The sequence below is a fragment of the Porphyrobacter sp. LM 6 genome (genome assembly GCF_001720465.1).
Taxonomy (GTDB): domain Bacteria; phylum Pseudomonadota; class Alphaproteobacteria; order Sphingomonadales; family Sphingomonadaceae; genus Erythrobacter.
The window spans coordinates 396,061-418,966 of record NZ_CP017113.1; the positions used below are offsets into that span (position 1 = coordinate 396,061).

Consider the following 22,906-nt stretch of genomic DNA (forward strand, 5'->3'; position numbering starts at 1 on the left):
ACTAAAATCAGCGCCCGGCCATCGCTTTGACGCGCGCGAGATAGGTTCGCCCGATCCGCAGCGCTTCGCCATTGACCAGTTCCGCCGACCACACGCCCAGACCATCGTGCCGCAGCCCGCGAATATTGTCCCGGCGCAGGATAGTCGAACGGTGGATGCGGATGAACTGTTCGGGATCGAGCCGTTCCTCAAGGCCCGCAATGGTCTGGAGCAACAGGTAAGAACGGCCCGCGTCCGGCCCGCCGACATGCAGGCGCACATAATCGCGCTCGGCATCAATCTGGTGCACTTCGTTGACCGCGATCCGCAGCAATTCGGAACGATGCGGCACCCACAGCTCGTCGAGGAAGCGGCTGGCCTTCTGCCGGCGCTGCCCGCGCCGTGCCACAGCGCGCTCGATCGCCCGTTCGAGCCGCTCGGCCGAGACCGGCTTGAGGACATAATCGACCGCTTCGAGATCGAAAGCCTCGACTGCGAAGTGATCGTGCGCGGTGACGAAAATGACCACCGGTGCCTGTTCCTGCGCGGCGAAGTGCTGCGCCACGCCCAGCCCATCAAGTTCGGGCATGGTCATGTCGAGCAACACAAGATCGGGCTCCAGCTTCTCGGCCAGGCGCAGGGCGGCGGCGCCATCGCTGGCGGTACCGACCACGCTCACAGCTGGCAGCTCGGCGCAGATGACCTGCACGCGTTCCACGGCCAGCGGTTCATCGTCGACAATCAGGGTGCGCAAGGGGGTCTGTTCGGTCGGGGTTTCAGGCATGGCAGTCATTCGCGCGGTTCACTGGTCGTGAAAGAGGAATGCGGATCTCGGTGCGGTAACCGCCGGGGACGGGCGCCGAGGTGAAAGCGATATCGGGGCCGAAGCGCGCCTCCAGCCGGTCACGCACATTGGCGAGCCCGATGCCGAAGCCGTGGTTCGCACCCTGCGGAACGCCTGGCCCGTCATCGCTGACGGTGATCACCAGCCGGTCGAATTCCTCGCGCGCGGCGAGCGTCACCGTCACCTCGCGAGACACCGGCGAGACCGCATACTTCACCGAATTCTCGACCAGCGGTTGCAGGATCATCCCCGGCACGCGCGCTTCTTCGAGATCGGCAGGGAGATCGAACTTCGTTACCAGTCGAGTCGGGAAACGCACCGCCTCGATATCGAGATAGAGCTTCTGCAGATCGAACTCGTCACGCAGCGCGACGTCCGACGTCGGCTCGTTGGCGAGCGAATGGCGGTAGAAGCGGCTGATTGTCTGGATCATCATTTCCGCCCGTTCGCCTTTGCCGGTCATCACCAGCGCCGACAGCGAGTTCAGCGTATTGAACAGGAAGTGCGGGTTGACCTGATAGCGCAGCGAGCGCAGCTCGGCCGCCTTGGCGGCGGAGCGGAATTGCTCTTCACGACGTTGTGCGGCCTGCGCCTGCACCCCGGCCAGCAAGGCGAAATAGGTCGCCGCCCAGGCCAGCAACAGGAAATAGCGCCCGAGTGCGATGTCGAGCAGCTTGCGCCAGAAATCGGCATAGGTTTCGGCCGGCGCAATGATCACGGCTTCGGATTCGAGCGCGCCATCATCCCGCGTCGCTTCGTCGCCGGCGTCAGCTTCGGGATCGGCCGGGCCGACCCGGCGTACCGGCACATCAACCAGCAGGTTGCCGGACTCATCGCGGCGCAGGTTGATGTTGTATTTCTGCGCGTAGGCCTGTTCCTGCGCGGTCTCCATGTCCTTGAACACGAGATAGTTGACCTGCCCGATCCCGAGCGCGACCGGCAAGGCCAGGGCGATCGCAGCGGAAATCTTGATCCACAACGGACGGGAATCGAACAGGCGCAGCAGCAGCCAGAGCACGATGGTGAGGCCAATGCCGATCAGCGTGACCGCCAGGCGGCGCCAACCGAGTTCGAACTGCAGCCCGAAATCCATCACAAGGCTGCGGAAGGTGGTGAGGACGAAATAGGTCGCCCACAGCACTACCATCGAGAACAGCACCGTGCGGAACGGCACAGATGCAGTTGGCGGGGCGAGGCTCGCTTCGCTGTGTCGGGACATCAACATTATGTCCAAGGGCAATAACGCCGCCGCGCGCCAAGCGCCACTGGCGAGGGCGCTTGTCGTCGGGCAGACTCAGACCTTGGTCGAATTATGAACGGCTGTTCAGGCTCGACGAACAGTGTTGGCGGCCATCTATGATGGCGCAGACCTCCCACCCCGCCTCCCCACCCGGCCACCAAGAATACCATTAGGGTATGGTGGCCGGGTGGGGAGGCGGGGTGGGAGGTCTGCCCGCGCGTGAGCGCGGCGAGAGCAACGCAATCAATCCCGCGGGCGGATCATATCCGCCGGGACCACCCAGGCCGCGAACTGCTCTTCGGTGAGCAGGCCCAGCTCCAGCGCCGCAGCCTTGAGCGTCGTGCCTTCGGCGTGAGCCTTCTTCGCGATCTTGGCCGCGTTGTCATAACCGATATGCGGGTTGAGCGCAGTCACCAGCATCAGGCTTTCGTTGAGCAGCTGGTTGATGCGGGTCTGGTTCGCTTCGATCCCGACCACGCAATTGTCGGTGAAGGCGTGGCTCGCATCGCCGATCAGCTTGATCGACTGGAGCACGTTATAGATGATTACGGGCTTGAACACGTTCAGCTCAAGGTGGCCGTGCGAACCGGCAACGGTCACCGCCATGTGATTGCCCATCACCTGCGCGCAGACCATCGTCATCGCTTCGCACTGGGTCGGGTTGACCTTGCCCGGCATGATCGAGGAGCCCGGCTCGTTGGCGGGCAGCGACAGCTCGCCAAGGCCCGAGCGCGGGCCGGAGCCGAGCAGGCGGATGTCGTTGGCGATCTTCATCAGGCTGACCGCGAGCGTGTTGAGCGCGCCCGACAGCTCCACCATCGCATCATGCGCGGCGAGCGCTTCGAACTTGTTGGGCGCGGTGACGAAGGCATGGCCGGTCTCGGCGGCGACTTCGGCAGCGAAGGCGACATCGAATCCGACCTTGGCATTGATCCCGGTGCCGACGGCCGTGCCGCCCTGCGCCAGTTCGAGCACGCGCGGCAGCGCTGCTTCGACGCGCTTGATCCCGTAACCGATCTGCGCGGCGTAGCCCGAGAACTCCTGCCCCAGCGTCATCGGGGTCGCATCCTGCAAGTGGGTGCGGCCGATCTTGACGATATCGGCGAATTCCTGCGCCTTGGCATCGAGCGCGCCGTGGAGCTTCTTCAATGCGGGGATCAGGTGATCGGCCGCTTCGACCGCCGCGGCAATGTGCATCGCGGTCGGGAAGGTGTCGTTCGACGACTGGCCCATGTTGCAGTGATCGTTGGGGTGGACCGGCGACTTGCCGCCCTTCTTGCCGGTGAGGATCTCGTTCGCGCGGCTGGTGATCACCTCGTTGGCATTCATGTTCGACTGGGTGCCCGAACCGGTCTGCCAAACAACCAGCGGGAACTGGTCGGCGAGCGTCCCGTCGATCACTTCGCGCGCGGCGGTGACGATCGCCTCGCCGATGCCGGCATCGAGAACGCCGAGCTTCATGTTGGCCTTGGCGGCGGAGAGCTTCTGGATCCCCAGCGCACGCACCAGCGCGGGCGGCATCTTTTCGCCGCCGATCGGGAAGTTGACGATCGATCGCTGGGTCTGCGCGCCCCAGTGAACGTGTGCCGGAACCGCCACTTCGCCCAGCGAATCGGTCTCGATCCGCACATCCTGCCCACCCGTCACCATGTCACTCATCGAAGCTATCCCTGCGTAAGTCGAATTGAATCCCGTCGGCTTGCGCGCCCCCCTAAGCATTTGCGGCAAGCAAGGTCAAAGCCCGAAATTGCGGAGGTGCAACGCCGCCGCAAGGGAGGGCAAAGGCCTTGGAACGCGGCCCCACCCCAGCTAAGGCGGGCGCAGCCAGACTTGACGGACTGTATTGTTACCTTAATACAGTCTTCGGAGCCACAAAGAACCATTATGACCACGACCCTTGCCCAACCCGCCACCGCCACCGCACGCCGAGCGATGATCGACAGCCAGCTGCGCACCAGCGGCGTCAACGAGGAATATGTGCTGGCGCGGATGCTCACTGTCCCGCGCGAGGATTTCCTGCCTGCCGACAAGGCCTCGGTCGCCTATATCGACCGCGCGATCATCTTGGGCGAACAGGGTCACCTCGCCGCGCCGCTGTTCTATGGCAAGCTGCTGCTCGAAGCCGCGCCGCTGCCGGCCGACCGGGTGCTCGTGGTCGAAGGCGGCACCGGCTACCTCGCCGAACTGCTGCGCCCGCTGGTGGCCGAGCTTGTGACCCTTCCGGCGGCCGAGGCGGCCAAGGCCAAGAAGGTGAAGGGCGCCCCGTTCTCGCTGATCCTGATCGACGGCGCCATCGAACAGCTTCCCGATGGCCTCGCCGCCGCGCTGGCGGATGATGGCCGCATCGTTACCGGCCTGCTGCTGCGACAGGTCACCCGGCTGGCATCCGGCCGCAAGATCGCCGGGCAGGTGAACCTCCAGCCGATCGAGGATCTCGGCATCCCCGTGCTCCACGCCTTCGACGCGCCGCGGGGCTGGACCTTCGCGTGAGCCGCAGCCGCGCCCTTGGCCGTTTGGCAGTGGCCGCCAGCGTGCTGGCACTCACCGCGCCCGCGCAGGCCGATACCCTGCGCGAGGCGCTGGCGAACGCTTACACCACCAACCCGACGCTCGAAGCGGCCCGCGCCAACCAGCGTGCAACCGATGAAGGCGTGGCGATCCAGCGGGCGCAAGGGCTGCCTTCGGCCAACCTGACCGCGACCCATATCGAATTCGTCCAGCAATCGGCCAACGCCTTCACCGCGCCCGAACGCAACCTCGGGGTCAATGCCCAGTTGCTGGTGCCGGTCTATTCTGGCGGATCGATCCGCAACGGGATCAATGCCGCCAAGCAGCGGGTCGAGGCCGGACAGGCCGACCTGCGCAACACCGAAAGTGCGGTGTTCAGCCAGGTTGTCGCCGCCTACATGGACGTGCTGCGGACCGAGGCGCTGGTCGCGCTGGCGGGCAACAATGTCGCGGTCCTGCGCACCAATCTCGAGGCGACCGGCGACCGCTTCCAGATCGGCGATCTCACCATCACCGATGTGGCCCAATCGCGTTCGCGCCTCGCGGTGGCGGAGGGCAATCTCCAGCAGGCCGAAGCCAACCTGATCGACGCGCGCGAAACCTATATCCGGCTCGTCGGTAGCGCGCCCGATGCGCTTGAGGCGCCGCCGCCGCTGCCCGGCCTGCCCGACGGCGTCGGCGAGGCGATTGTCGCTGCGCTAGAGAACAACCCGAACCTGATCGCCGCCAAGCAGCGCGCCGAAGCGGCCGGCTTCGATACGAAGGTGGCGGGCGCCGGCCGTCTGCCGACAGTCGGCGTGTTCGTGAACGGCGATTATAGCGACTTCTACGGAACGCTGGGCGGGCCGATCTCGGCCAATTTCGCACAGAGTGAAAAGACCGCCAATGCCGGGGTGCGGATCACCATTCCGCTGTTCCAGGGCGGCGAGCCCGCTGCCCGCCAGCGTCAGGCCGGAGCACGCGAATCCGCCGCACTCGAGGACGTGATCGCTTCCGAGCGCAGCGTGATCGCCGAAACCCGTTCGACCTATTCCAACTGGCAGGCCGCCAACGCGGTGATCAAGAGCGCGCAGACCGCGGTCGAGGCAGCCGAGCTCAGCCTTGAAGGCGTGCGCGCGGAAAATTCGATCGGCAACCGCACGGTGCTCGATGTGCTCGATGCCGAACAGGAACTGGTCAACGCCCGCGCCCAGCTGGTGACGGCACGGCGCAACGCCTATGTCGCCGGCTTCACCTTGCTGGCGCTGATGGGCCGCGCCGAAGCGCGCGACCTGAACCTCGATACGGGCGGCGTGCTTTACGATCCGGCGGTCAATTACGAGCGCGTCCATGACAGGCTGTGGGACTGGGATCGCGATCCCGAGCCCGAAGCGAAATCGACCAGAACCGTTGACATTCCGGCAGCTAACGCAACAATCGGCCCGCAATTGTCGCCTGGCGAGTGATCCTTGTCCCGATTCGGGACTTGGCTCCGCCTCTGATGCGACGACCGATTTTGGGGGCATGACATGGCGCAGGATGGCGAAGCTTCGGTCGAGGAAATCCTCGAATCCATCAAGAAGGTGATCGCCCGCGACAACCGCGCGGGCGCGATGGAAGCCCGCCGGCGGCGCGATGTGTCGCTCGAGGCGGAATCGCCCGTCGTCGCTCCGGTGCACGTGGTGCGCGACGAAGAAGAAGTGCTCGATCTCGCCGACATGGAATTCACTCCCGATGGCGTGGCTACCCCTGCGCCGGTATCGGACGAGGATGCGCCGCTGATCGCCGAAACCGTACGCGATGCGATGCAGGAAAATCTCGCTGCGCTGGCGATGCTGGCCGAGCCGCCGGCACGCCCGCAGATCGTGCGTTCGGGCGAAACCTCGCTCGAAGGGCTGACCCGCGAGTTGCTGCGCCCGATGCTGGCCGAATGGCTCGAAGCGAACCTTCCTTCGATGGTCGAAAGCCTGGTGCAGGCCGAAATCGCCCGGATCGTCGGCAAGCGTCCCTGAGATTGGCCTGACATCTGGCGCAAGGCCGCCCGGCAGGCTAATCCTGCCCGCCATGAGTATTCTTGCTGCTTCCGGCGCTTTCGCCGCCGCCCTGCTCTCCGCGCCGCTGGCTGCCGAGACTGCCCAAACCGTCCCCGGTGTGACCGCGCCGCCGATGAGTGCGCACGATCTGGTGACGATGCCGCGCCTCGGCGCTCCGGCAGTCAACCGCGCCGGGACATTGGCGGTTTATGGGGTCACCACAACCAACCCTGAAAGCCTGACGCGCAGCACCACCTATTATGTGCATGATCTGGGCAAACCCGAAGCAGCGCCCGTTGCGCTCGATTTCGGGATCAAGGCGTCCGATCCGGTGTTCGGTGCGGACGGACAGCTCTATTTCCTCAGCAGCGCCCATCCCGATAAAGCAGCGCCTTCGCGCAGCCGGGTGTGGCGCGTGGCGATCAGTGCCGAGGGCGTCAGCGGCACACCCCAGCCGGTCGCCGATTTCGATGGAGCCGACATCGCCGGCTTCAAGCTCTCGCCCGATGGCAAGCGTATTGCCGTGTGGGCCGAAGTGCCGCGCGATTGCCCGCGCATCGCCTGTCCCGATACGAAGCCCGCTTACCTTCCCGGTCCCGGCACCGGGCGGCTGTATGACGGGGCCGACGGGTTCTACCGCCACTGGGACCGCTGGGCGACCCCCGGGCTGCACAACCGCATCTTCGTCTTCCCGCTGGCGGGCGGTGTAGCGCAGGGCGAAGGCGCGCCGGTTGACGGGCGCGATCCCGCCACCGGCATCACGGCGGACACCCCGACCATGCCCTTCGGCGGGGTCGAGGAAATCGCCTTCTCTCCCGATGGCAAGACGCTCTACTTCACCGCGCGGCTCGCCGATGGCGCTGAGCCGGGATCGACCAATCTCGATATCTATGCCTCCGACCTTTCGGGCGCGGCGCCGATCCTGCTGACCGCGAACAACGCCGCGACCGACACCGCCCCGACACCCTCGCCCGATGGCCGCTATATCGCATGGCTGGCGATGGCGCGGCCGACCTACGAGGCCGACAAGCTGGCGGTGCACCTGCTCGACCTCAAGACCGGCAAGGCGCGCAACCTGACCGAAGCGACCGACCTCAGCTTTGCCACGCTGGCGTGGAGCGCAGATGGCAAAAGCCTGATCGCCACGGCCGAAAAGGTGCTCGACACGCCCGCCTTCCGGATCGATCCGCAGACCGGCGCGGTGACCGAACTGAACCTGATGGCCGGGAACGAGGCGCATATCGCCAATGTCGTTCCGCTCGCGGGCGGGCGGGCGCTGTTCACCCGCGATTCGCTCGGCAATCCGGCTGAACTTTTCCTGTCGGACGGCATGGGGCAAGCACGCCCACTGACCGATGTGGCGACGACCCGCATGGGCGGCCTCGCCAATATCGTTACCCGCCGCTTCAGCTTTGCTGGTGCCAATGGTGACACAGTGTGGGGCCAGATCACACGCCTTGCCGACCAGACCGGCCCGATCCCGGCGATCCTCTACATCCACGGCGGGCCGCAGGGTTCGTTCAACGATAGCTGGTCGAGCCGCTGGAACCCGCGCGTCGTCGCCAGCCAGGGCTATGCGGTCATCTCGGTCGATTTCCACGGCAGCACCGGATACGGGCAAGCCTTCACCGATGCGATACGCACCGACTGGGGCGGCAAGCCGTTTGAAGACCTACAGAAGGGCCTCGCCGCCGCACTCGCGCTCGACAGCCAGATCGACGGCTCGCGCGCCTGCGCGATGGGGGCGAGCTATGGCGGCTACATGGTCAACTGGATCGCCGGAAACTGGCCAGACCGCTTCAAGTGCATCGTCCAGCATGACGGCATCTTCGATATGCGCTCGATGTATTATTCGACCGAGGAGCTGTGGTTCCCGCGCTGGGATTTCGAAGGCTCCTACGAACAGGCGCGCGAGACCTACGAGAAGTGGAATCCCGCGAACCATGTCGGCAAGTGGAAGACGCCGATGCTGGTCGTTACCGGCCAACAGGATTTCCGCGTCCCCTATTCGCAGGGCTTGATGAGCTTCACCGCCTTGCAGGAACGCGGGATCCCCTCACAACTGCTGGTGTTCCCGGACGAAAACCACTGGGTGCTGAAGCCGAAGAACTCGCTGCAATGGCATAACACGGTGTTCGCGTGGTTGAACCGCTGGCTGAAACCGGAGCAGGGCAAGTGAACCGCGAAGAACTGCTCTGCGCGCAGAACTCGCTCGCCAAGCATTACGGCGACGCTGCCAAAGGCACCGCGATCCAGCGCCACATCATGCTGTGCGCGCTGTCGGAAAAGCAGAAGTGCTGCTCGCGCGAGGCTGGCGAGGAGTCTTGGGGCTTCCTCAAGACGCGGCTCAAGGAGCTGGGTCTCGTCGGCCCGCTGCGCGACGCGAACAGCCCGCGCGGCGCAGGCGGCGGGGTGCAGCGCACTAAGGCGGATTGCCTGCAGATCTGCGCCGCCGGGCCGGTCGCGGTCGTGTGGCCTGACGGGGTGTGGTACCACTCGTGCTCGCCGCAAGTGCTCGAGCGGATCATCCAGGAACATCTGATCGGCGGCGAGCCGGTCGAAGACTTCCGGCTTACGCCGGCTTAGTCTTCAGGCGGGCTCCACAGCTCGTCGCGGCTCGGCATGTGGTTGTCGACCGATTCGTCGTGGCCGGTGCCGTTGCTGAGGAACACGAGCCCCATCAGCCCGCCGCCCAGCAACATCGTCAGGCTGATGCCGAGCGCCACCGCGATGTAGAAATGCACGGAAATCATGCCGTTATAGGCAAACAGGATCGCCAGCGCGAAGCCGACCGTGAAAATCGTCGCGATCATCAACAGGCGCATGATCCGGCGATAGCGCGCCCAGGCATGGGCGGCATTCACAGGATCATCGAGCGGGGATTTGCGAGCCATGGTGAGCGACATGGCGCGCGGAGCTGCGCTTGGCAACGCGCAAAGGCTGCAAGCGCCGGTTCGCGTGGTGCAAGCCCGGTCACAACCGGATTCGCTTTTTGCCCGGACTCATGGCACCTTTCGCTGGTGGAGAGAGGGAGTCTGCCATGACCATTGCTCGAATCATCGCCCAGCGGGGCTCATCCGACATCATCGCCTGCGACGTCACCACTCCGGTTTCCGAGGTGGTCCGCACGCTCGCAACCAAGCGCATCGGCGCCTTGCCGGTCCTACGCGATGGCAAGGTGGTGGGGATCGTATCCGAACGCGACGTGATCTACCGCCTCGCGGACAAGGGGGCGATCTGTCTGGAACAACCGGTCGAAGCAATCATGACCTCGCCTGCGATCACCGTCGAACCGGCGACCACGGTGGATGAAACGCTGGCCATGATGACCCGGCGGCGCTTCCGCCACTTCCCGGTGGTCGAAAACGGTGCGCTGATCGGCTTCATTTCGATCGGCGACCTCGTGAAGCACAAGATGGACGAGGTCCAGCACGAGGCCGAGGCACTGCGCAGCTACATTCAGGCGGTCTGACCGCTTGAGGATACGCCCGCCGCGCCCTATCTGTGCAGTATGAGTGCCGAGCCCCTGATCCTGACCCCTGCCGCCGCCAAGCGGGTGGCCTTCATCGCGCAGAAGCAATCGCGCCCGGCGATCCTGCGCCTGGCGGTCGAAGGCGGGGGCTGTTCGGGCTTCCAGTACAAGTTCGATCTCGCCGATGGCGCCGAGGCGGATGACAGCATCAGCGAGACCGACGGGGTCAAGCTGGTGGTCGATCCCATGAGCCTCGATCTGATCGCGGGCAGCACGGTCGATTTCGTCGAATCGCTGGGCGGCGCGGCCTTCAAGGTCGAAAACCCGCAGGCCGCCGCCGGCTGCGGCTGCGGGGCGAGCTTCGGGATTTAGGTTAGACCCGGCGCACGCTTTGAGGCATCAGAGCGCGCATGAAAATAGCCACCTTCAACATCAACGGCATCAAGGCACGCCTGCCGCGCCTGCTCGAATGGCTCGAAGAAACCCGGCCTGCGGTCGCGTGTCTGCAAGAGATCAAGACGCAGGACGATGGCTTCCCCGCCGCCGACTTCGAAGCGCTGGGCTACAGCGCGATCTGGCACGGGCAGAAAAGCTTCAACGGTGTGGCCATCCTCGTCGATACCCGGGCCGGATACACGCTGACCGAAGTGCGCCGCGGGCTCGGCATTCCCGGCCCGAACGAAGGGGACGAAGAACAGGCGCGCTACCTCGAAGCCAATGTCTCGGGCGTGCGGATCGCGTGTCTCTACCTGCCCAACGGCAACCCGCATCCGGGGCCGAAGTTCAGCTACAAGCTCGCGTGGATGGAGCGATTGCGCGCGCGCATGGCGGAAATCTGGGCCGAGGAAGTGCCGGCGGTGGTGCTCGGCGATTTCAACGTCATTCCCGAGGACGACGATGTCTGGTCGGTCAAGGCCATGGCTGACGATGCGCTGATGCAGCCCGAATCCCGCGCCGCCTATGCGCAGCTGCTCAATGACGGCTGGACCGATGCTGTGCGCACCCACAACCCGCGCGGGGGCGTGTGGACCTATTGGGACTATCAGGCGGGCGCATGGCAACGCGACCACGGGTTCCGGATCGATCACATCCTGCTCTCGCCCGAATGTGCCGACCGGCTCGAAGCGGTCGTGGTCGACAAGCCCTATCGCGGGCGGGAAAAGGCCAGCGACCACACGCCGGTTTGGGCACGCCTGAAGGCGTAATCCTCACCGCGTTCTTGCCGCTCTACCCGTTGCGCTACTTGAGCGCGGTGATTGGCCCAAGGGGCCGCAAGCCCGAACGGGCGCCCGCAGCCGCTCGCCCGAAGGGCGAAACGGCGGCGAGGATCAACGATCAACGATAGAAGATATGCGTGTCGATCTGGGCGAGCTTCGTCTTGCGCTGGCTCCAGCCGGGACGGACATATTTGGCGTGGAAGAACACCGCCTCGCCCGCTTCGGACTGCCACAGGCCCTTGTGCGCGATTTCGGCGATCGCCACGGCGCGCGTCCAGGCTGCTGATCCGGTGCGGATCGCAGGCATCTGCTTGCCGCGCATGAACGAGAACTGCCCCGGCTGCGACACGACGCCGCAATAGCTCTTGGGGAAGCGGCCGTCTTCTGTGCGGTTGATGATCACCTGCGCCACGGCGAGCTGCCCGGCGAGCGCTTCGCCGCGCGCCTCGAAATAGACCGCGCCGGCAAGACACTGCATTTCGGCGTTGAGGGCGCGCGCGGTATCCACGCGTCCGACCAGATCGGACAGCGAGGCAGCATCCTGCGACGAAGCATCGGCGTGCAGCGGCTGCACGACGGGCTCGGACACATAGGTGATCGGGGTTTCAGAACCCAGCTCTGCGGCATCGACCGGATCGGTCAGCGGGAGCTGGACATTGGCCGCCTGGGCCAGAGCAACGGCACTATTGCCGCTGGGAAACAACGTGGTTGCAATTGCCACAGCGGCAATCGCGGTCAGGGAAACGGTCTTGCGACTCATGAACACTACAAATCGGGCGGTGAGCGCGCTCCGACGCAGGCGAGAACCATATCCAGATCACAGCGGATGAGGGGGTTCGACAAAGCCTGCCGGCCGCTCCCCGTCTGCGTGCTGGACGATACGGCCGAATTGCCGCCATGCCAGCCTGCGCGAGGAATTGGGCGGGCCCTTAGCCGTCGGAGGCAGGGGGTCAAGTTAATCGGGCAATTCTGCGACGAAGCGTTCGGGATCCGCGATATTAACCTCGATTAGCCACAAATCCGCGTCCTGGCGCCGCCTTCGCTCCAGATATTCGGAAAATTCCTGCGGATTTTCAGGATTTTCCCGCTTTGCGGCAACAAAAGTGCGCGAACCATCAAGTCCGGGCATCCTTTCGTAAAGCACCGCACCTTCACCATGACACAGGGTTACCATTAGGATCGTGCCCGCGTCGCGTTCACCCTTGGCGAGTACCGCGCCAAAGCCGCCCCGCGATTCGGCGAGGCGCAGGATCGCCGAGACTTCGAGATGTGCGGGCAGCCGGCCGTCCATTGCTACAGCCCCGAAGGGCCGTCCGCTGCATAGCCGGGAAGGCTCGACAGGGCGATGCGCGAGCGCATGAACGTCCCGGTGCCGCGCCCGATTTCCTCGCCCTCGGCATCGACCAACCGCGCTTCGGCAACGAACACCCGGCGCTTGCCGGTGACCCAGCGGCCCTCGGCGGTGACAGTGCCTTCGCGCACCGGCTTGGTGAAGTGAAGGTTGAAGCTGGTGGTCAACAGGAAACGGTCGGTCGCCAGCGTGTTCGCGGCATAGAACGCCGCGTCATCGAGCATCTTGAAATAGATCGTCCCGTGCGCCGCGCCGGCCGCGTGGTAATCGTCGGGGGTGACAGTGAAGGTCAGCCGCGAGAGCCCCTCGCCCGGAATGTGCAGCGATGAGGCAAACTTGTGATTGATCGGCGCCGAGGAATAGAGCCGCTCAAGCGCGCGGTAGTGCCGCTGTGCGCCCGTCTCCGGCAGTGATTCCAGCCCGGGCGTGGCGGTGTGATCGTCAGGTCCGGGCATTACATCTCAGGCAGGATCAGGCGGCGTCGCGCACGAGCTGGTTGGTCAGCAGTGCATAGACCGCCTCGGTTGTCGGGGCATCGGCGAGCATCTGCAACGTCGTCTCGTCACGCGTCAACCGCGAGATCGCGGCGAGCGCATGAAGATGGGTTGCGCCCGCATTCTCGGGCGAGACCAGGCCGCACACCAGCGTCACCGGACGGGCATCAGCCGCGCCATATTCGATCGGTGCTTCAAGCCGGATCAGCGCCAGCGACGGGCGGCGCACATCCTTGCTGCGACAGTGCGGGATCGCGACCCCGCGACCAAAGCCGGTGCTCCCCAGCGCTTCGCGCGCTTCAAGGTTTTCCAGCACTTCACCGGCATCGAGACCATAGGCATCGGCGAGCAACTGCGCGGTCTGCGCCAGCACCTTGGCCTTGGTATCTATACGGGCAAACGCAATCGCCTGCGGAGAAAGAGCGAGATTGACGTCCATGATGAAATTGATCCCGATTTCTTATTGCGCCCCCAATGTGGCGAATATCCGGTCCATCCGTGCTGTCAGAAGCACCTCCGGTCCGGGGCGGAGCCCCTCCTGCTACCGCCGCCTGAACCTTCGGAAGTTCGTCTGTCCTGACAGGAAAGAGACGGTTCCGGGCCCTATCTCGGCTCGACCCAACCGATCGAGCCATCGGCACGTCGGTAAACCATATTATGCCGTCCGGTGCCAGCGTTTTTGAAAAACAGCGCGGTCGTGTTCCGCAGATCCATCATCATCACCGCGTCGGCCACGCTGGCGGTGGGGATGTCGACGCGGGTCTCGGCGATCACCAGCGGGGCATCGGCGACAACCTCTTCCTCCTCGTCCTCCTCGACTGCAAAGATGGTGTAGGCGGCCTCTTCCTCGCCGCGCGCGTGGTCGGCCTGCTGATTGCGCGCGGTCAGGCGGCGCTTGTAGCGGCGCAGCTGCTTGTCGATCTTCTCTGCAGCATTATCGAGCGCGACATGCGCATCATGCGCGCTGCCTTGCGCCTTGAGGATCAAGCCCTGCATCACGTGGGTGATGATATCGCAGGTGAACGCGCCCGCAGGGGCCTTGCCGAAGGTAACGTGAGAGGACAGTGCGCGGTCGAAATACTTGTCGACGATCGTACCGAGCCGGTCTGCCGCATGTTCCTGCAGCGCCGCGCCGGTTGCCATCTGGTGGCCAGAAATCCGAATGTCCATGTGCTTTAGTCCTCCCGTCTCGTGATGAGGATCCCGATACTTTGTTCCGGACCCCGCATGACTTTCAGCGGGTCCAGATCGCGTTATCGATTCCGGCAATAAAGGCTTTGTGGCGTTCCAGCTCCTCCGCGCTGGCAACATGGGGGCGAGGTTCGCGCCGTGGACGATCGCCTGACGGGCGATGCCACGGGGCATTGGGTGTGAAGGTGGTGACGTTGCTGTCAGGCCCGGCGCCGGCATCGTCGCCGACCAGCCCCAGTCCGATCTGCCGACCGCCCGTCAGTTCGACATAGACCTGCGCGAGCAGTTCGGCATCGAGCAGCGCGCCGTGCTTGACCCGGTGGCTGCGATCGATCCCGTAGCGGGTGCACAGCGCATCGAGGCTGAGCTTGGAGCCCGGATGCTTCTTGCGCGCGATGGCGACGGTATCGACCATCCGCTCCATCGCGATCGCCTCGCGGCCGATCAGTTGCAGCTCGTTGTTGAGGAAACCGAAGTCGAACCCGGCATTGTGCGCGACCAGCGGGGCATCGCCCAGAAAGTCGAGCAGTTCGTCGACTGTTTCGGCAAAGCGCGGCTTGGTGGCGAGGAATGCGGCGCTGAGGCCGTGCACGCGCTCCGCCTCGATCGGCATATCGCGTTCGGGATTGAAATAGGCGTGGAACGTGCGGCCTGTTTCGACCCGACCGATCATTTCGACGCATCCGATTTCCACCATCCGATCCCCCGTCTTGGGATCGAGTCCGGTGGTTTCAGTGTCGAAAATCACTTCACGCATTTGCGGCACTATCTGCCCATGCCGCGAGTCTTGCAAGAGGTGCTTGAATCAATCTGGCCTAATCAAAGTGTCGCAATCAATTCCGCCACCTGCGCGCGGGTTTGATCGAGGCTGGTGCCGGTATCGATCACATGATCGGCCCGTGCGCGCTTTTCCGAATCGTGCAGTTGCAGACCGTAGATGTGCTCGAATTTTTCGACCGTCATGCCCGAGCGGGCGAGCACGCGGGCGCGCTGCACCGCTTCCGGCGCGGAGACGACCACGATGCGATCGACCGATTCGTGCCCGCCGCGTTCGAACAGCAGCGGAATGTCGAACACCACCGCGCGCTTGTCGTGATGGCGTTCGAGGAAAGCGGCGCGCTTTGCCGCCACTGCGGGGTGAACGATCGCTTCGAGTCGCGCCAGCGCCGCCTTGTCGGCAAACACCTGGTGGCCGAGCCGGTCGCGGTCGACCCCATTGGGGCCGGTCGATCCGGGGAAGGCCGCCTCGATCGCGGGCACGAGCTCGCCGCCCGGCCCCTGCATCGCGCGCACTTCGGCATCGGCGTCAAACACCGGGATTCCGGCTTCCGCAAACATCGCGGCGACAGTCGATTTGCCCATGCCGATGGAGCCGGTGAGGCCGATGATGGTGGGACGGGTCATTGAGTCAAAATCCGGCGTAGTTCAGCATCGTGCTCGCGCGGGGCGGGCTGGCCGAAGAACCGCTCGAAAGCGACCGCCGCCTGCCCGATCAGCATCGAAAGCCCGTCGATGGTGTGGTGGCCTGCCGCGCGTGCCGCCTGAAGCAGGGGGGTCTCGAGCGGATGGGTCACGATATCATAGGCGATTGCGCGCGGCGGGGCATGGCTCCAGTCGAACACCAACGGCGGCTGCCCCGCCATCCCGAGCGAGGTGGCGTTGACGACGAGATCGCAGCACCCTTCGCGGTCATCGAAGGGAAAGTCGGTCGGGTCGGCAAAATGCGCGAGGTTGATCGCGTGGTGTTCGCCCTTGGGCGCGAGCTCATCGAGCAGAGCGCGCGCCTTGTCCGGATCGCGCCCGGCGACAACCAGCGTGAAGCCCTGTCCAGCCAGCGCGGTGATGATCGCCCGCGCCGCGCCGCCGGTGCCGATGATCCGTGCCATGCGGAAGTAATGGGTCTGAGCGAGCTCTTGCGTAAGCGGTTCGAGGAAGCCTGCGGCATCGGTGTTGGTCCCCGCCAGCGTGCCGTCACCCTGCGCCATGACCGTGTTGACCGCGCCGATCACATCGGCGGGGGCTTCGATCCGGTCTACCAGCGCCATCACCGCCTGCTTGTGCGGCATGGTGACATTGCACCCGCGCCACAACGGATCGGCGCGCCGCGCGGCGATGTAGTCGGCAAGGTTTTCCGGCCGGACATGATGGGCGCGGTAGTCGGCATCGATCCCGAGTTTTGCGAGCCAGAAGCCGTGAATCGCGGGCGACTTCGATTGCGCGATGGGATCGCCGATCACTTCGGCATAGGGGCGGGTCATGCGATCAGCACCCCCTCCTCGCGCAACGCGCCGAGCAGCGGCAGCAGCGGCATCCCGAGCACGGTGAACTGGTCACCCTCAATGGAAGAGAACAACTGCACCCCCAGCCCCTCGATCCGGAACGCGCCGACGGTGTAGCCGATCTCGGGCCATTCAAGGTCGAGATAGTGAGCGATGAAATCTTCCGACAATTCGCGCACGTGCAGGCGGGCGAGGCTCATGTGGCTCCATTCGCACCCGCCGTCTTTCACCAGCGCAGCGGCGGAGTGGAGCTCCATCACCTTGCCGGAGAAGAACCGCAGATGCTCGCCCGCTTCCTCGCGCGAACGCGGCTTGTCGAAGCGCCGCCCGCCCGCGACCACCAGCGAATCCGAACCCAGCACTAGCGCTTGCGGGTTGAGCGCAGCGACCGCTGCCGCTTTGGCCACGGCGAGCGCCTCGGCAATCTCGGCCGGAGTCGCGCCCGCCAGCCCGGCCTCAACCGCACGCTCGTCGATATCGGCAGGGATGCTCTCGTAAGCCACACCCGCCGCATCGAGCATCGCCCGGCGCGAGGCGGATTTGCTGGCGAGGATCAAGCGAACGGGCGCGCTCATATCGGCTGTCCGACACCACCTTCGCTCGCGGGCTTGCGGTCGCGTTCCTGCGCGAGGCGGATGATCGCTGCGGCGGTTTCCTCGATCGAGCGGCGGGTCACGTCGATCACCGGCCAGCCATTATCGGCAAACATCCGGCGGGCGAATTGCAGCTCGGCCTTCACGCGGTCGTTATCGACATAGGCGGTCTCGGTCGCCTCGTTCAGCGAGAGCAGGCGGTTACGGCGGATTTGCACCAGCCGTTCGGGGCTCGTCGTCAGGCCCACCACCAGCGGGTGCCGCAGTCTGAACAGCACCGAAGGCGGCGGGCTTTCGACCACCAGCGGGATATTGGCGGTCTTGTAGCCGCGGTTGGCGAGATAGATGCTCGTCGGCGTCTTGGACGAACGCGACACGCCGACAAGGATGATGTCGGCCTGTTCCCAGTCCTCGTATCCCACCCCGTCATCATGTGCGATGGTGTACTGGATCGCCTCGACCCGCTTGAAATAGCTCTCATCCATCATGTGCTGGCGGCCGGGGCGGCCATGCGCCACCTGACCCAGCTGCGCCTCGAGCGCCGCAGTGACCTGATCGAGCACCGGCACGGCAGGCAGGCCGAGATGCCGACAGTGCTCTTCCAGCCGCTGGCGGGTTTCGGGGTTCACCAGCGTGTAGAGCACGAGGCCCGGATGCGCGGCGAGATCGGTGACGATGCGGTCGAGATGCTGGAGCGAGCGCACCATCGGCCAGAAGTGGCGATTGACCGCCGGATCGTCGAACTGCGCGAGCGCCGCCTTGGCGATCATTTCCAGCGTCTCGCCGGTCGAATCCGATACAAGGTGCAGGTTGAGTCGGTTCATGCAGATTCGCGCTCGCAGTCCGCTCGGGCTGTGGACAGATGGGGGCATAAACCACGGGAGGCAGATGCGGACAAGCAGGGGAGCAATTTTCATGCCCGCTGACAGCCATTTCCTCGGGGTATTTGCCCACACGGGACAAGTGTTGTCGACAGGCTGGGAATAGTGGGGATAAAGCTGGCTTGACGTCCAATCCGTGCGGATTCGCTGGGGGGTGATTGGGCCTGTTAGGGTTGGGGGTAATCCGGCAAGGGCTGGTAATTCCCGCTTTCCACAGGGCCAACAGACTCCATCAGTCCTTTTATAATTTGAATTGTTTTGTCTAAAGGAACCCTATGCCCGGTCCGCTTCTCGATACGCTCAAAGGTGTCCGTCAGGACCGTGCCCCCGTTTGGCTGATGCGCCAGGCCGGGCGTTATCTGCCCGAATATCGCGAACTGCGCGCCGAAAAGGGTGGGTTTCTCGAACTCGTCTATGACAGCGAGGCCGCGGCCGAGATCACCGTGCAGCCGCTGCGGCGCTTCGGGTTTGATGGCGCGATCCTGTTTTCGGATATCCTGATCGTGCCGCACGCGATGGGGCAGGGCTTGCAGTTCCTCGCTGGGGAAGGCCCGCACCTCTCGCCGACGCTGCTGGAAGTCGGGCTGGACAGTTTCACCCTCGCTTTCGAGCGGTTCGAGCCGGTTTACGAAACCGTGCGCCTCACCCGCTCGATGATCGGGCCGGAAGTGACGATGCTCGGCTTTGCGGGTAGCCCCTGGACGGTCGCGACCTACATGATTGCAGGCGAAGGTTCGAAGGATCAGGGCCCGGCGCGGCTGCTGGCCTATCGCGATCCGGCGCATCTTCAGGCAATTATCGACGCGATCGTCGATGTCTCGGTGACCTATCTGCGCGGCCAGATCGATGCCGGCGCCGAAGCGGTGCAGCTGTTCGATAGCTGGGCCGGAAGCCTAGCGCCCGACCAGTTTGAAAAGTGGGTTGTGGCGCCCAACGCGGCGATCACGGCGAAGCTAAAGGAAACCCATCCCGATACCCCGGTGATCGGTTTCCCCAAGGGCGCGGGCGCGAAGCTGCCGGCCTATGCGCGCGAGACGGGCGTGGACGCAGTCGGCCTCGACGAGACGCTCGATCCTGCCTGGGCGCACGCGAGCCTGCCGGAAGGCATGCCGGTGCAGGGCAATCTTGATCCGCTGCTGGTCGAAGCCGGCGGTCCGGCGCTGCCCGAGCGCGTCAAGACGATCATCCGGGCCTTCGAGGATCGTCCGCATGTCTTCAATCTCGGCCACGGAATCGGCCAGCACACGCCGATTTCCCACGTCGAGGATCTGCTCGCCGCGCTCAGGGGCTAAGCGACATGCAGGAGCTGCTCTCGTCGATCTACCTGTTCCTCAAATCAGGGCACGTGATCTTCATGGTGTTCTGGATGGCGGGGCTGTTCATGCTCCCGCGCCAGTGCATCTACATGCTCGATCACGTACCGGGATCGGCGGGCGAGGCGAAGTGGGCGACCCGCATGGGCAAGCTGCGCAAGATCATTCTTACGCCTTCGCTGATCATCGTCTGGACGCTGGGCCTCAGCATGGCCTGGTCGGGCGGCTGGTTCACCTCGGGCTGGTTCCATGCCAAGCTGACTTTTGTTCTGGCGATGACCGGCTATCACGGCTGGCTGGTCGCGCAGACCAAAAAGATGGCCCGCGGCGAGCGGCCGCTCACCGAAAAGCAGCTGCGCATGATTGGTGAAGTGCCGGGTTTGCTGCTGGTGCTGATTGTGGTGCTGGTTTACCTCAAGCCGTTCTGACGCCCGCGCCTGCAATCGCTGATTGACCTTGCGCCCGCGCGCTCCTAATTCGGCATCACCTATCCGGGTACCGGAGCGCAGCAGCGCTCCAGCACGGTCTGCTTTCTCCAAGCCCAGCCCCTGATCCATGGGGCACCGCCTTCCCACGGCGGCACTGACCATCCGGCCACTCCTGACTTTCGGAAATACAAAGACATGCATCTCAAGGACCTCAAGCGCAAAACCCCGGCCGAGCTGGTCGCGATGGCGGAAGAACTGGGCGTTGAAGGCGCCTCGACCATGCGGCGCCAGGATCTGCTGTTCAGCATCCTGCGCGAACTCGCCGAGGACGAGGAATACGAAGAAAAGATCATGGGCATCGGCACCATCGAGGTGCTTCAGGACGGCTTCGGCTTCCTGCGCTCGCCCGAAGCGAACTATCTCGCCGGGCCGGACGATATCTATGTCTCGCCCAACCAGGTCCGCAAATGGGGCCTGCGCACCGGCGATACCGTCGAAGGTGAAATCCGTGCGCCGCGCGATGGCGAGCGCTACTTTGCGCTGACCACGCTCTCCAAGGTCAATTTCGATGACCCCGATGCGGTGCGTCTGCGGACCAATTTCGACAACCTCACCCCGCTTTACCCCGAACAGAAGCTGACGCTCGACAGCTTCGATCCGACGGTGAAGGACAAGAGCGCGCGGGTGATCGATATCATCGCGCCGCAGGGCAAGGGCCAGCGCGCCCTGATCGTCGCCCCGCCGCGTACGGGTAAGACCGTGCTGCTCCAGAACATCGCCCGCGCGATTACCGACAATCACCCCGAGGTGTTCCTGATCGTCCTGCTGGTCGACGAACGCCCCGAGGAAGTCACCGACATGCAGCGCAGCGTGAAGGGCGAGGTCATCTCCTCGACTTTCGACGAGCCCGCCAACCGCCACGTGCAGGTCGCCGAAATGGTGATCGAGAAGGCCAAGCGCCTTGTCGAACACAAGCATGACGTGGTGATCCTGCTCGATTCGATCACGCGCCTCGGCCGCGCCTACAACACCGTGGTTCCGTCCTCGGGCAAGGTGCTGACCGGCGGTGTGGACGCCAACGCACTCCAGCGGCCCAAGCGGTTCTTCGGCGCCGCGCGCAACATCGAGGAAGGCGGCAGCCTCTCGATCATCGCCACCGCGCTGATCGACACGGGCAGCCGCATGGACGAAGTCATCTTCGAAGAGTTCAAGGGCACCGGTAACAGCGAAATCGTGCTCGACCGCAAGGTCGCGGACAAGCGCATCTTCCCTGCGCTCGATGTCGGCAAGTCCGGCACCCGCAAGGAAGAGCTGCTGGTCGAGAAGGACAAGCTCTCCAAGATGTGGGTGCTGCGCCGCATCCTGATGCAGATGGGCACCGTAGATGCGATGGAGTTCCTGCTCGACAAGATGAAGGATTCGAAGACCAACGCGGATTTCTTCGATACCATGAACCAGTAAGAATCGCCGCGCGCTCTGGCTTCGGGATCGGTCAGGGCGTCGTGTGGGAGGATCACACGAAGTGCTCAGTCAGTATCTCTATATCAGCACCGCGCCGACGTTGCCGCGCGAGGAGGTGGACTCGATCCTGGCCACCAGCGCGCGCAACAATCCGGCGCGCGGCATCACCGGCCTGCTGCTGTTCAACGGTCGCAATTTCCTCCAGCTGCTCGAAGGCGAGGATAGCGAGGTGTCTGCGCTGATGGAGACGATCACCGCCGATCCGCGCCATTCGGGCGTATCGGTGCTCGATCGCCGGGCGATTCCGGCCCGCGCCTGCCCTGATTGGGCGATGAAGCGGGTAATGATCGCCGAAAGCATCGCCAACCGCCGCGAAATGCTCGAACGCGATCTGCCGCAGGACCTCGATCCCGAGATCCGCAAGATGATCGTCAACTTCGCGGTGCTGAACTAGCCGCTCAGCCCTTCGCTGCGGCGAGCTGGGCGCCCATCATTTCCCAGACCTTGTTGATCGCCTTCAGCGGGCGCACCATCACTTTGAAATCGATGATTTTCCCTTCGGAATTGAAGCGGATGATGTCGATCCCGTTGATGCTGATCCCGTCCAGCTCGGTGACGAATTCGAGCATCATCTCGTCGCCGTCCACCAGTTCGCGGACATAGTGGAAGCTGTCGTTCCCCAGCACTTTTGCGGCGGCGAGGAGGTAGGCCATCACCACCGGCTTGCCCGCCTGCGGGGTGTGCACCACGGGCGAATGGAACACGCAATCATCCGCGATCAGCGCCGAAAGCTGCGCCGGATCGCCTTCGCTTTCCATATAGGCGTGCCAGCGGGCGAGGCCGGGGTGCACCGCGCTCATCCCAGATGCTCGGCGAAGAAGGCCGCAGTGCGGCTGTCGGCGAGGTTGGCGGCTTCCTCGTGGCGGCGCTTGCCGGTTTCGGTCGCAAAGCCGTGGTCGAGCCCTTCGTAATCGTGGAGCGTCACCTTGGGGTGATCATCGAGCCCGGCATGCATCGCTTCCTGTGTTTCACGTGGAACAAAGCCGTCAGCCGTGGGGATGTGCAGCATCAGCGGATGCGCGATCGCGTGCTTTTCGCCCAGCAGCCCGTCGATCCCGACCCCGTAATAGCCCACGCTTGCGTCGATATCGGTGCGCGCGGCGGTCATGAACGCCAGACGACCGCCGAGGCAGTATCCCACGCAGCCGACCTTGGCGACGCCGAGCGTGCGGCGGATGTGGTGGATGGTTGCCTCGATATCGCGGATGCCGGCGTCTTGGTTGAACTTGCCCATCAGATCGAGCGCCTGGGTAAACTCCGCCTCGACATCGGGATCGAGCGAGGTTGCCGGCTGCAAGCGCCAGAACAGGTCTGGCGCGACCGCCAGATAGCCCTCGGCGGCCAGCTTGTCGCACTTCTGGCGGATGCCGGGGTTCACCCCGAAGATCTCCTGAATGACGATAATCGCCCCGCGCGCGGTTCCGGCGGGCTGCGCGACATAGGCGCCGAAGCTGGCATCACCTTCGAGCGTGGGGATCGTCGTGTTGAGGCTCATGGCGGGGACTCTCTCTCATGGGTTTCGTGGTCGCGTGCGGTCTATCTCTTGCCTTGCCCGCCTGCCAAGCGCAAATGAACGGGTCACA

The 22,906-nt window shown here is 64.5% G+C and carries 28 protein-coding genes; 12 read left to right on the top strand and 16 right to left on the bottom strand.

Features of this window, described 5'->3' with window-relative positions:
* Window positions 1-7: 7 nt before the first annotated feature.
* The 3 genes from BG023_RS02010 to fumC form a co-directional block, all read right to left on the bottom strand.
* Window positions 8-763 (bottom strand): LytR/AlgR family response regulator transcription factor, encoded by a 756-nt coding sequence (locus tag BG023_RS02010; protein WP_069308971.1) that lies wholly within the window; start codon window positions 761-763, stop codon window positions 8-10.
* Complete coding sequence (locus BG023_RS02015) at window positions 756-2,042, bottom strand: sensor histidine kinase (protein ID WP_233993049.1); 1,287 nt, start codon at window positions 2,040-2,042, stop codon at window positions 756-758. The genes BG023_RS02010 and BG023_RS02015 overlap by 8 nt, the downstream gene beginning before the upstream one ends.
* Before the next feature lie 264 nt (window positions 2,043-2,306).
* Complete coding sequence (gene fumC, locus BG023_RS02020; protein WP_069308973.1) at window positions 2,307-3,713, bottom strand: class II fumarate hydratase; 1,407 nt, start codon at window positions 3,711-3,713, stop codon at window positions 2,307-2,309.
* A gap of 234 nt (window positions 3,714-3,947) precedes the next feature.
* Between fumC and BG023_RS02025 the strand changes: the two genes are divergently transcribed.
* From BG023_RS02025 to BG023_RS02045, 5 genes are all read left to right on the top strand, one after another.
* Window positions 3,948-4,553, top strand: coding sequence for a protein-L-isoaspartate O-methyltransferase family protein (locus BG023_RS02025; protein WP_069308974.1), 606 nt, complete (start codon window positions 3,948-3,950; stop codon window positions 4,551-4,553).
* A complete protein-coding gene (locus BG023_RS02030) occupies window positions 4,550-6,016 on the top strand; it encodes a TolC family outer membrane protein (RefSeq protein ID WP_069308975.1) in 1,467 nt (488 codons plus the stop codon). The genes BG023_RS02025 and BG023_RS02030 overlap by 4 nt, the downstream gene beginning before the upstream one ends.
* 63 nt (window positions 6,017-6,079) lie before the next feature.
* Window positions 6,080-6,562: a DUF2497 domain-containing protein gene (locus BG023_RS02035; RefSeq protein ID WP_069308976.1), complete on the top strand. Its 483-nt coding sequence runs from the start codon at window positions 6,080-6,082 to the stop codon at window positions 6,560-6,562.
* Between the two features lie 52 nt (window positions 6,563-6,614).
* Entirely contained in the window at window positions 6,615-8,762 is a 2,148-nt protein-coding gene (locus BG023_RS02040; RefSeq protein WP_069308977.1) for an alpha/beta hydrolase family protein, read from the top strand.
* Entirely contained in the window at window positions 8,759-9,169 is a 411-nt protein-coding gene (locus BG023_RS02045; RefSeq protein WP_069308978.1) for a (2Fe-2S) ferredoxin domain-containing protein, read from the top strand. Before BG023_RS02040 ends, BG023_RS02045 begins: the two co-directional genes overlap by 4 nt.
* Here BG023_RS02045 and BG023_RS02050 read toward each other — a convergent pair.
* Window positions 9,166-9,477 carry a hypothetical protein gene (locus BG023_RS02050; protein WP_069311068.1) on the bottom strand — a complete coding sequence of 104 codons (312 nt, stop codon included), beginning with the start codon at window positions 9,475-9,477 and terminating at the stop codon, window positions 9,166-9,168. The two genes, BG023_RS02045 and BG023_RS02050, sit on opposite strands and share 4 nt — an antisense overlap.
* A 146-nt stretch (window positions 9,478-9,623) precedes the next feature.
* Here BG023_RS02050 and BG023_RS02055 point away from each other — a divergent pair, with 146 nt between their 5' ends.
* The 3 genes from BG023_RS02055 to xth are packed head-to-tail and all read left to right on the top strand — an operon-like array spanning window position 9,624 to window position 11,260.
* Complete coding sequence (locus tag BG023_RS02055) at window positions 9,624-10,055, top strand: CBS domain-containing protein (protein WP_069308979.1); 432 nt, start codon at window positions 9,624-9,626, stop codon at window positions 10,053-10,055.
* Between the two features lie 39 nt (window positions 10,056-10,094).
* Window positions 10,095-10,427, top strand: coding sequence for a HesB/IscA family protein (locus BG023_RS02060; protein ID WP_069308980.1), 333 nt, complete (start codon window positions 10,095-10,097; stop codon window positions 10,425-10,427).
* A gap of 38 nt (window positions 10,428-10,465) precedes the next feature.
* A complete protein-coding gene (gene xth / locus BG023_RS02065) occupies window positions 10,466-11,260 on the top strand; it encodes an exodeoxyribonuclease III (protein WP_069308981.1) in 795 nt (264 codons plus the stop codon).
* A 130-nt stretch (window positions 11,261-11,390) separates the two neighbouring features.
* On the opposite strand, the gene BG023_RS02070 is transcribed toward xth, so the two are convergent.
* The 10 genes from BG023_RS02070 to BG023_RS02115 all read right to left on the bottom strand — a co-directional run bounded on the left by BG023_RS02070 (window position 11,391) and on the right by BG023_RS02115 (window position 18,004).
* The gene (locus BG023_RS02070; protein WP_069308982.1) at window positions 11,391-12,032 is read right to left on the bottom strand and encodes a cell wall hydrolase; all 642 of its coding nucleotides are present in this window, start codon (window positions 12,030-12,032) and stop codon (window positions 11,391-11,393) included.
* A 195-nt stretch (window positions 12,033-12,227) separates the two neighbouring features.
* Window positions 12,228-12,563 carry a DUF1491 family protein gene (locus BG023_RS02075; RefSeq protein ID WP_069308983.1) on the bottom strand — a complete coding sequence of 112 codons (336 nt, stop codon included), beginning with the start codon at window positions 12,561-12,563 and terminating at the stop codon, window positions 12,228-12,230.
* Window positions 12,564-12,565: 2 nt separating this feature from the next.
* Complete coding sequence (locus tag BG023_RS02080; RefSeq protein ID WP_069308984.1) at window positions 12,566-13,078, bottom strand: PaaI family thioesterase; 513 nt, start codon at window positions 13,076-13,078, stop codon at window positions 12,566-12,568.
* Window positions 13,079-13,094: 16 nt separating this feature from the next.
* Entirely contained in the window at window positions 13,095-13,556 is a 462-nt protein-coding gene (locus BG023_RS02085; protein ID WP_069308985.1) for a PTS sugar transporter subunit IIA, read from the bottom strand.
* Window positions 13,557-13,720: 164 nt separating this feature from the next.
* The gene (hpf, locus tag BG023_RS02090; protein WP_069308986.1) at window positions 13,721-14,287 is read right to left on the bottom strand and encodes a ribosome hibernation-promoting factor, HPF/YfiA family; all 567 of its coding nucleotides are present in this window, start codon (window positions 14,285-14,287) and stop codon (window positions 13,721-13,723) included.
* 64 nt (window positions 14,288-14,351) lie between these two features.
* Entirely contained in the window at window positions 14,352-15,065 is a 714-nt protein-coding gene (gene dnaQ / locus BG023_RS02095) for a DNA polymerase III subunit epsilon (protein WP_069308987.1), read from the bottom strand.
* 62 nt (window positions 15,066-15,127) lie between these two features.
* Complete coding sequence (coaE, locus tag BG023_RS02100) at window positions 15,128-15,712, bottom strand: dephospho-CoA kinase (protein WP_069308988.1); 585 nt, start codon at window positions 15,710-15,712, stop codon at window positions 15,128-15,130.
* On the bottom strand, window positions 15,709-16,566 hold the full coding sequence (aroE, locus tag BG023_RS02105) for a shikimate dehydrogenase (RefSeq protein ID WP_069308989.1): 858 nt from the start codon (window positions 16,564-16,566) through the stop codon (window positions 15,709-15,711). The genes coaE and aroE overlap by 4 nt, the downstream gene beginning before the upstream one ends.
* Window positions 16,563-17,162 (bottom strand): Maf family nucleotide pyrophosphatase, encoded by a 600-nt coding sequence (locus tag BG023_RS02110; RefSeq protein WP_069308990.1) that lies wholly within the window; start codon window positions 17,160-17,162, stop codon window positions 16,563-16,565. The genes aroE and BG023_RS02110 overlap by 4 nt, the downstream gene beginning before the upstream one ends.
* Entirely contained in the window at window positions 17,159-18,004 is an 846-nt protein-coding gene (locus BG023_RS02115; protein WP_069308991.1) for a pyruvate, water dikinase regulatory protein, read from the bottom strand. The genes BG023_RS02110 and BG023_RS02115 overlap by 4 nt, the downstream gene beginning before the upstream one ends.
* Window positions 18,005-18,336: 332 nt before the next feature.
* Between BG023_RS02115 and hemE the strand changes: the two genes are divergently transcribed.
* The 4 genes from hemE to BG023_RS02135 all read left to right on the top strand — a co-directional run bounded on the left by hemE (window position 18,337) and on the right by BG023_RS02135 (window position 21,717).
* Window positions 18,337-19,353 (top strand): uroporphyrinogen decarboxylase, encoded by a 1,017-nt coding sequence (gene hemE / locus BG023_RS02120; protein WP_069308992.1) that lies wholly within the window; start codon window positions 18,337-18,339, stop codon window positions 19,351-19,353.
* Window positions 19,354-19,358: 5 nt separating this feature from the next.
* Window positions 19,359-19,802, top strand: a complete 444-nt coding sequence (locus tag BG023_RS02125) for a CopD family protein (protein WP_069308993.1) — start codon at window positions 19,359-19,361, stop codon at window positions 19,800-19,802.
* A gap of 195 nt (window positions 19,803-19,997) precedes the next feature.
* The gene (gene rho / locus BG023_RS02130) at window positions 19,998-21,263 is read left to right on the top strand and encodes a transcription termination factor Rho (RefSeq protein WP_069308994.1); all 1,266 of its coding nucleotides are present in this window, start codon (window positions 19,998-20,000) and stop codon (window positions 21,261-21,263) included.
* Window positions 21,264-21,324: 61 nt separating this feature from the next.
* On the top strand, window positions 21,325-21,717 hold the full coding sequence (locus BG023_RS02135) for a BLUF domain-containing protein (protein ID WP_069308995.1): 393 nt from the start codon (window positions 21,325-21,327) through the stop codon (window positions 21,715-21,717).
* Window positions 21,718-21,721: 4 nt separating this feature from the next.
* Here the strand turns inward: BG023_RS02135 and BG023_RS02140 are convergent, their stop codons facing one another.
* Both BG023_RS02140 and BG023_RS02145 read right to left on the bottom strand, forming a co-directional pair.
* Window positions 21,722-22,123, bottom strand: coding sequence for a nuclear transport factor 2 family protein (locus BG023_RS02140; protein WP_069308996.1), 402 nt, complete (start codon window positions 22,121-22,123; stop codon window positions 21,722-21,724).
* The gene (locus BG023_RS02145; protein ID WP_069308997.1) at window positions 22,120-22,818 is read right to left on the bottom strand and encodes a dienelactone hydrolase family protein; all 699 of its coding nucleotides are present in this window, start codon (window positions 22,816-22,818) and stop codon (window positions 22,120-22,122) included. Before BG023_RS02145 ends, BG023_RS02140 begins: the two co-directional genes overlap by 4 nt.
* Window positions 22,819-22,906 lie beyond the last annotated feature (88 nt).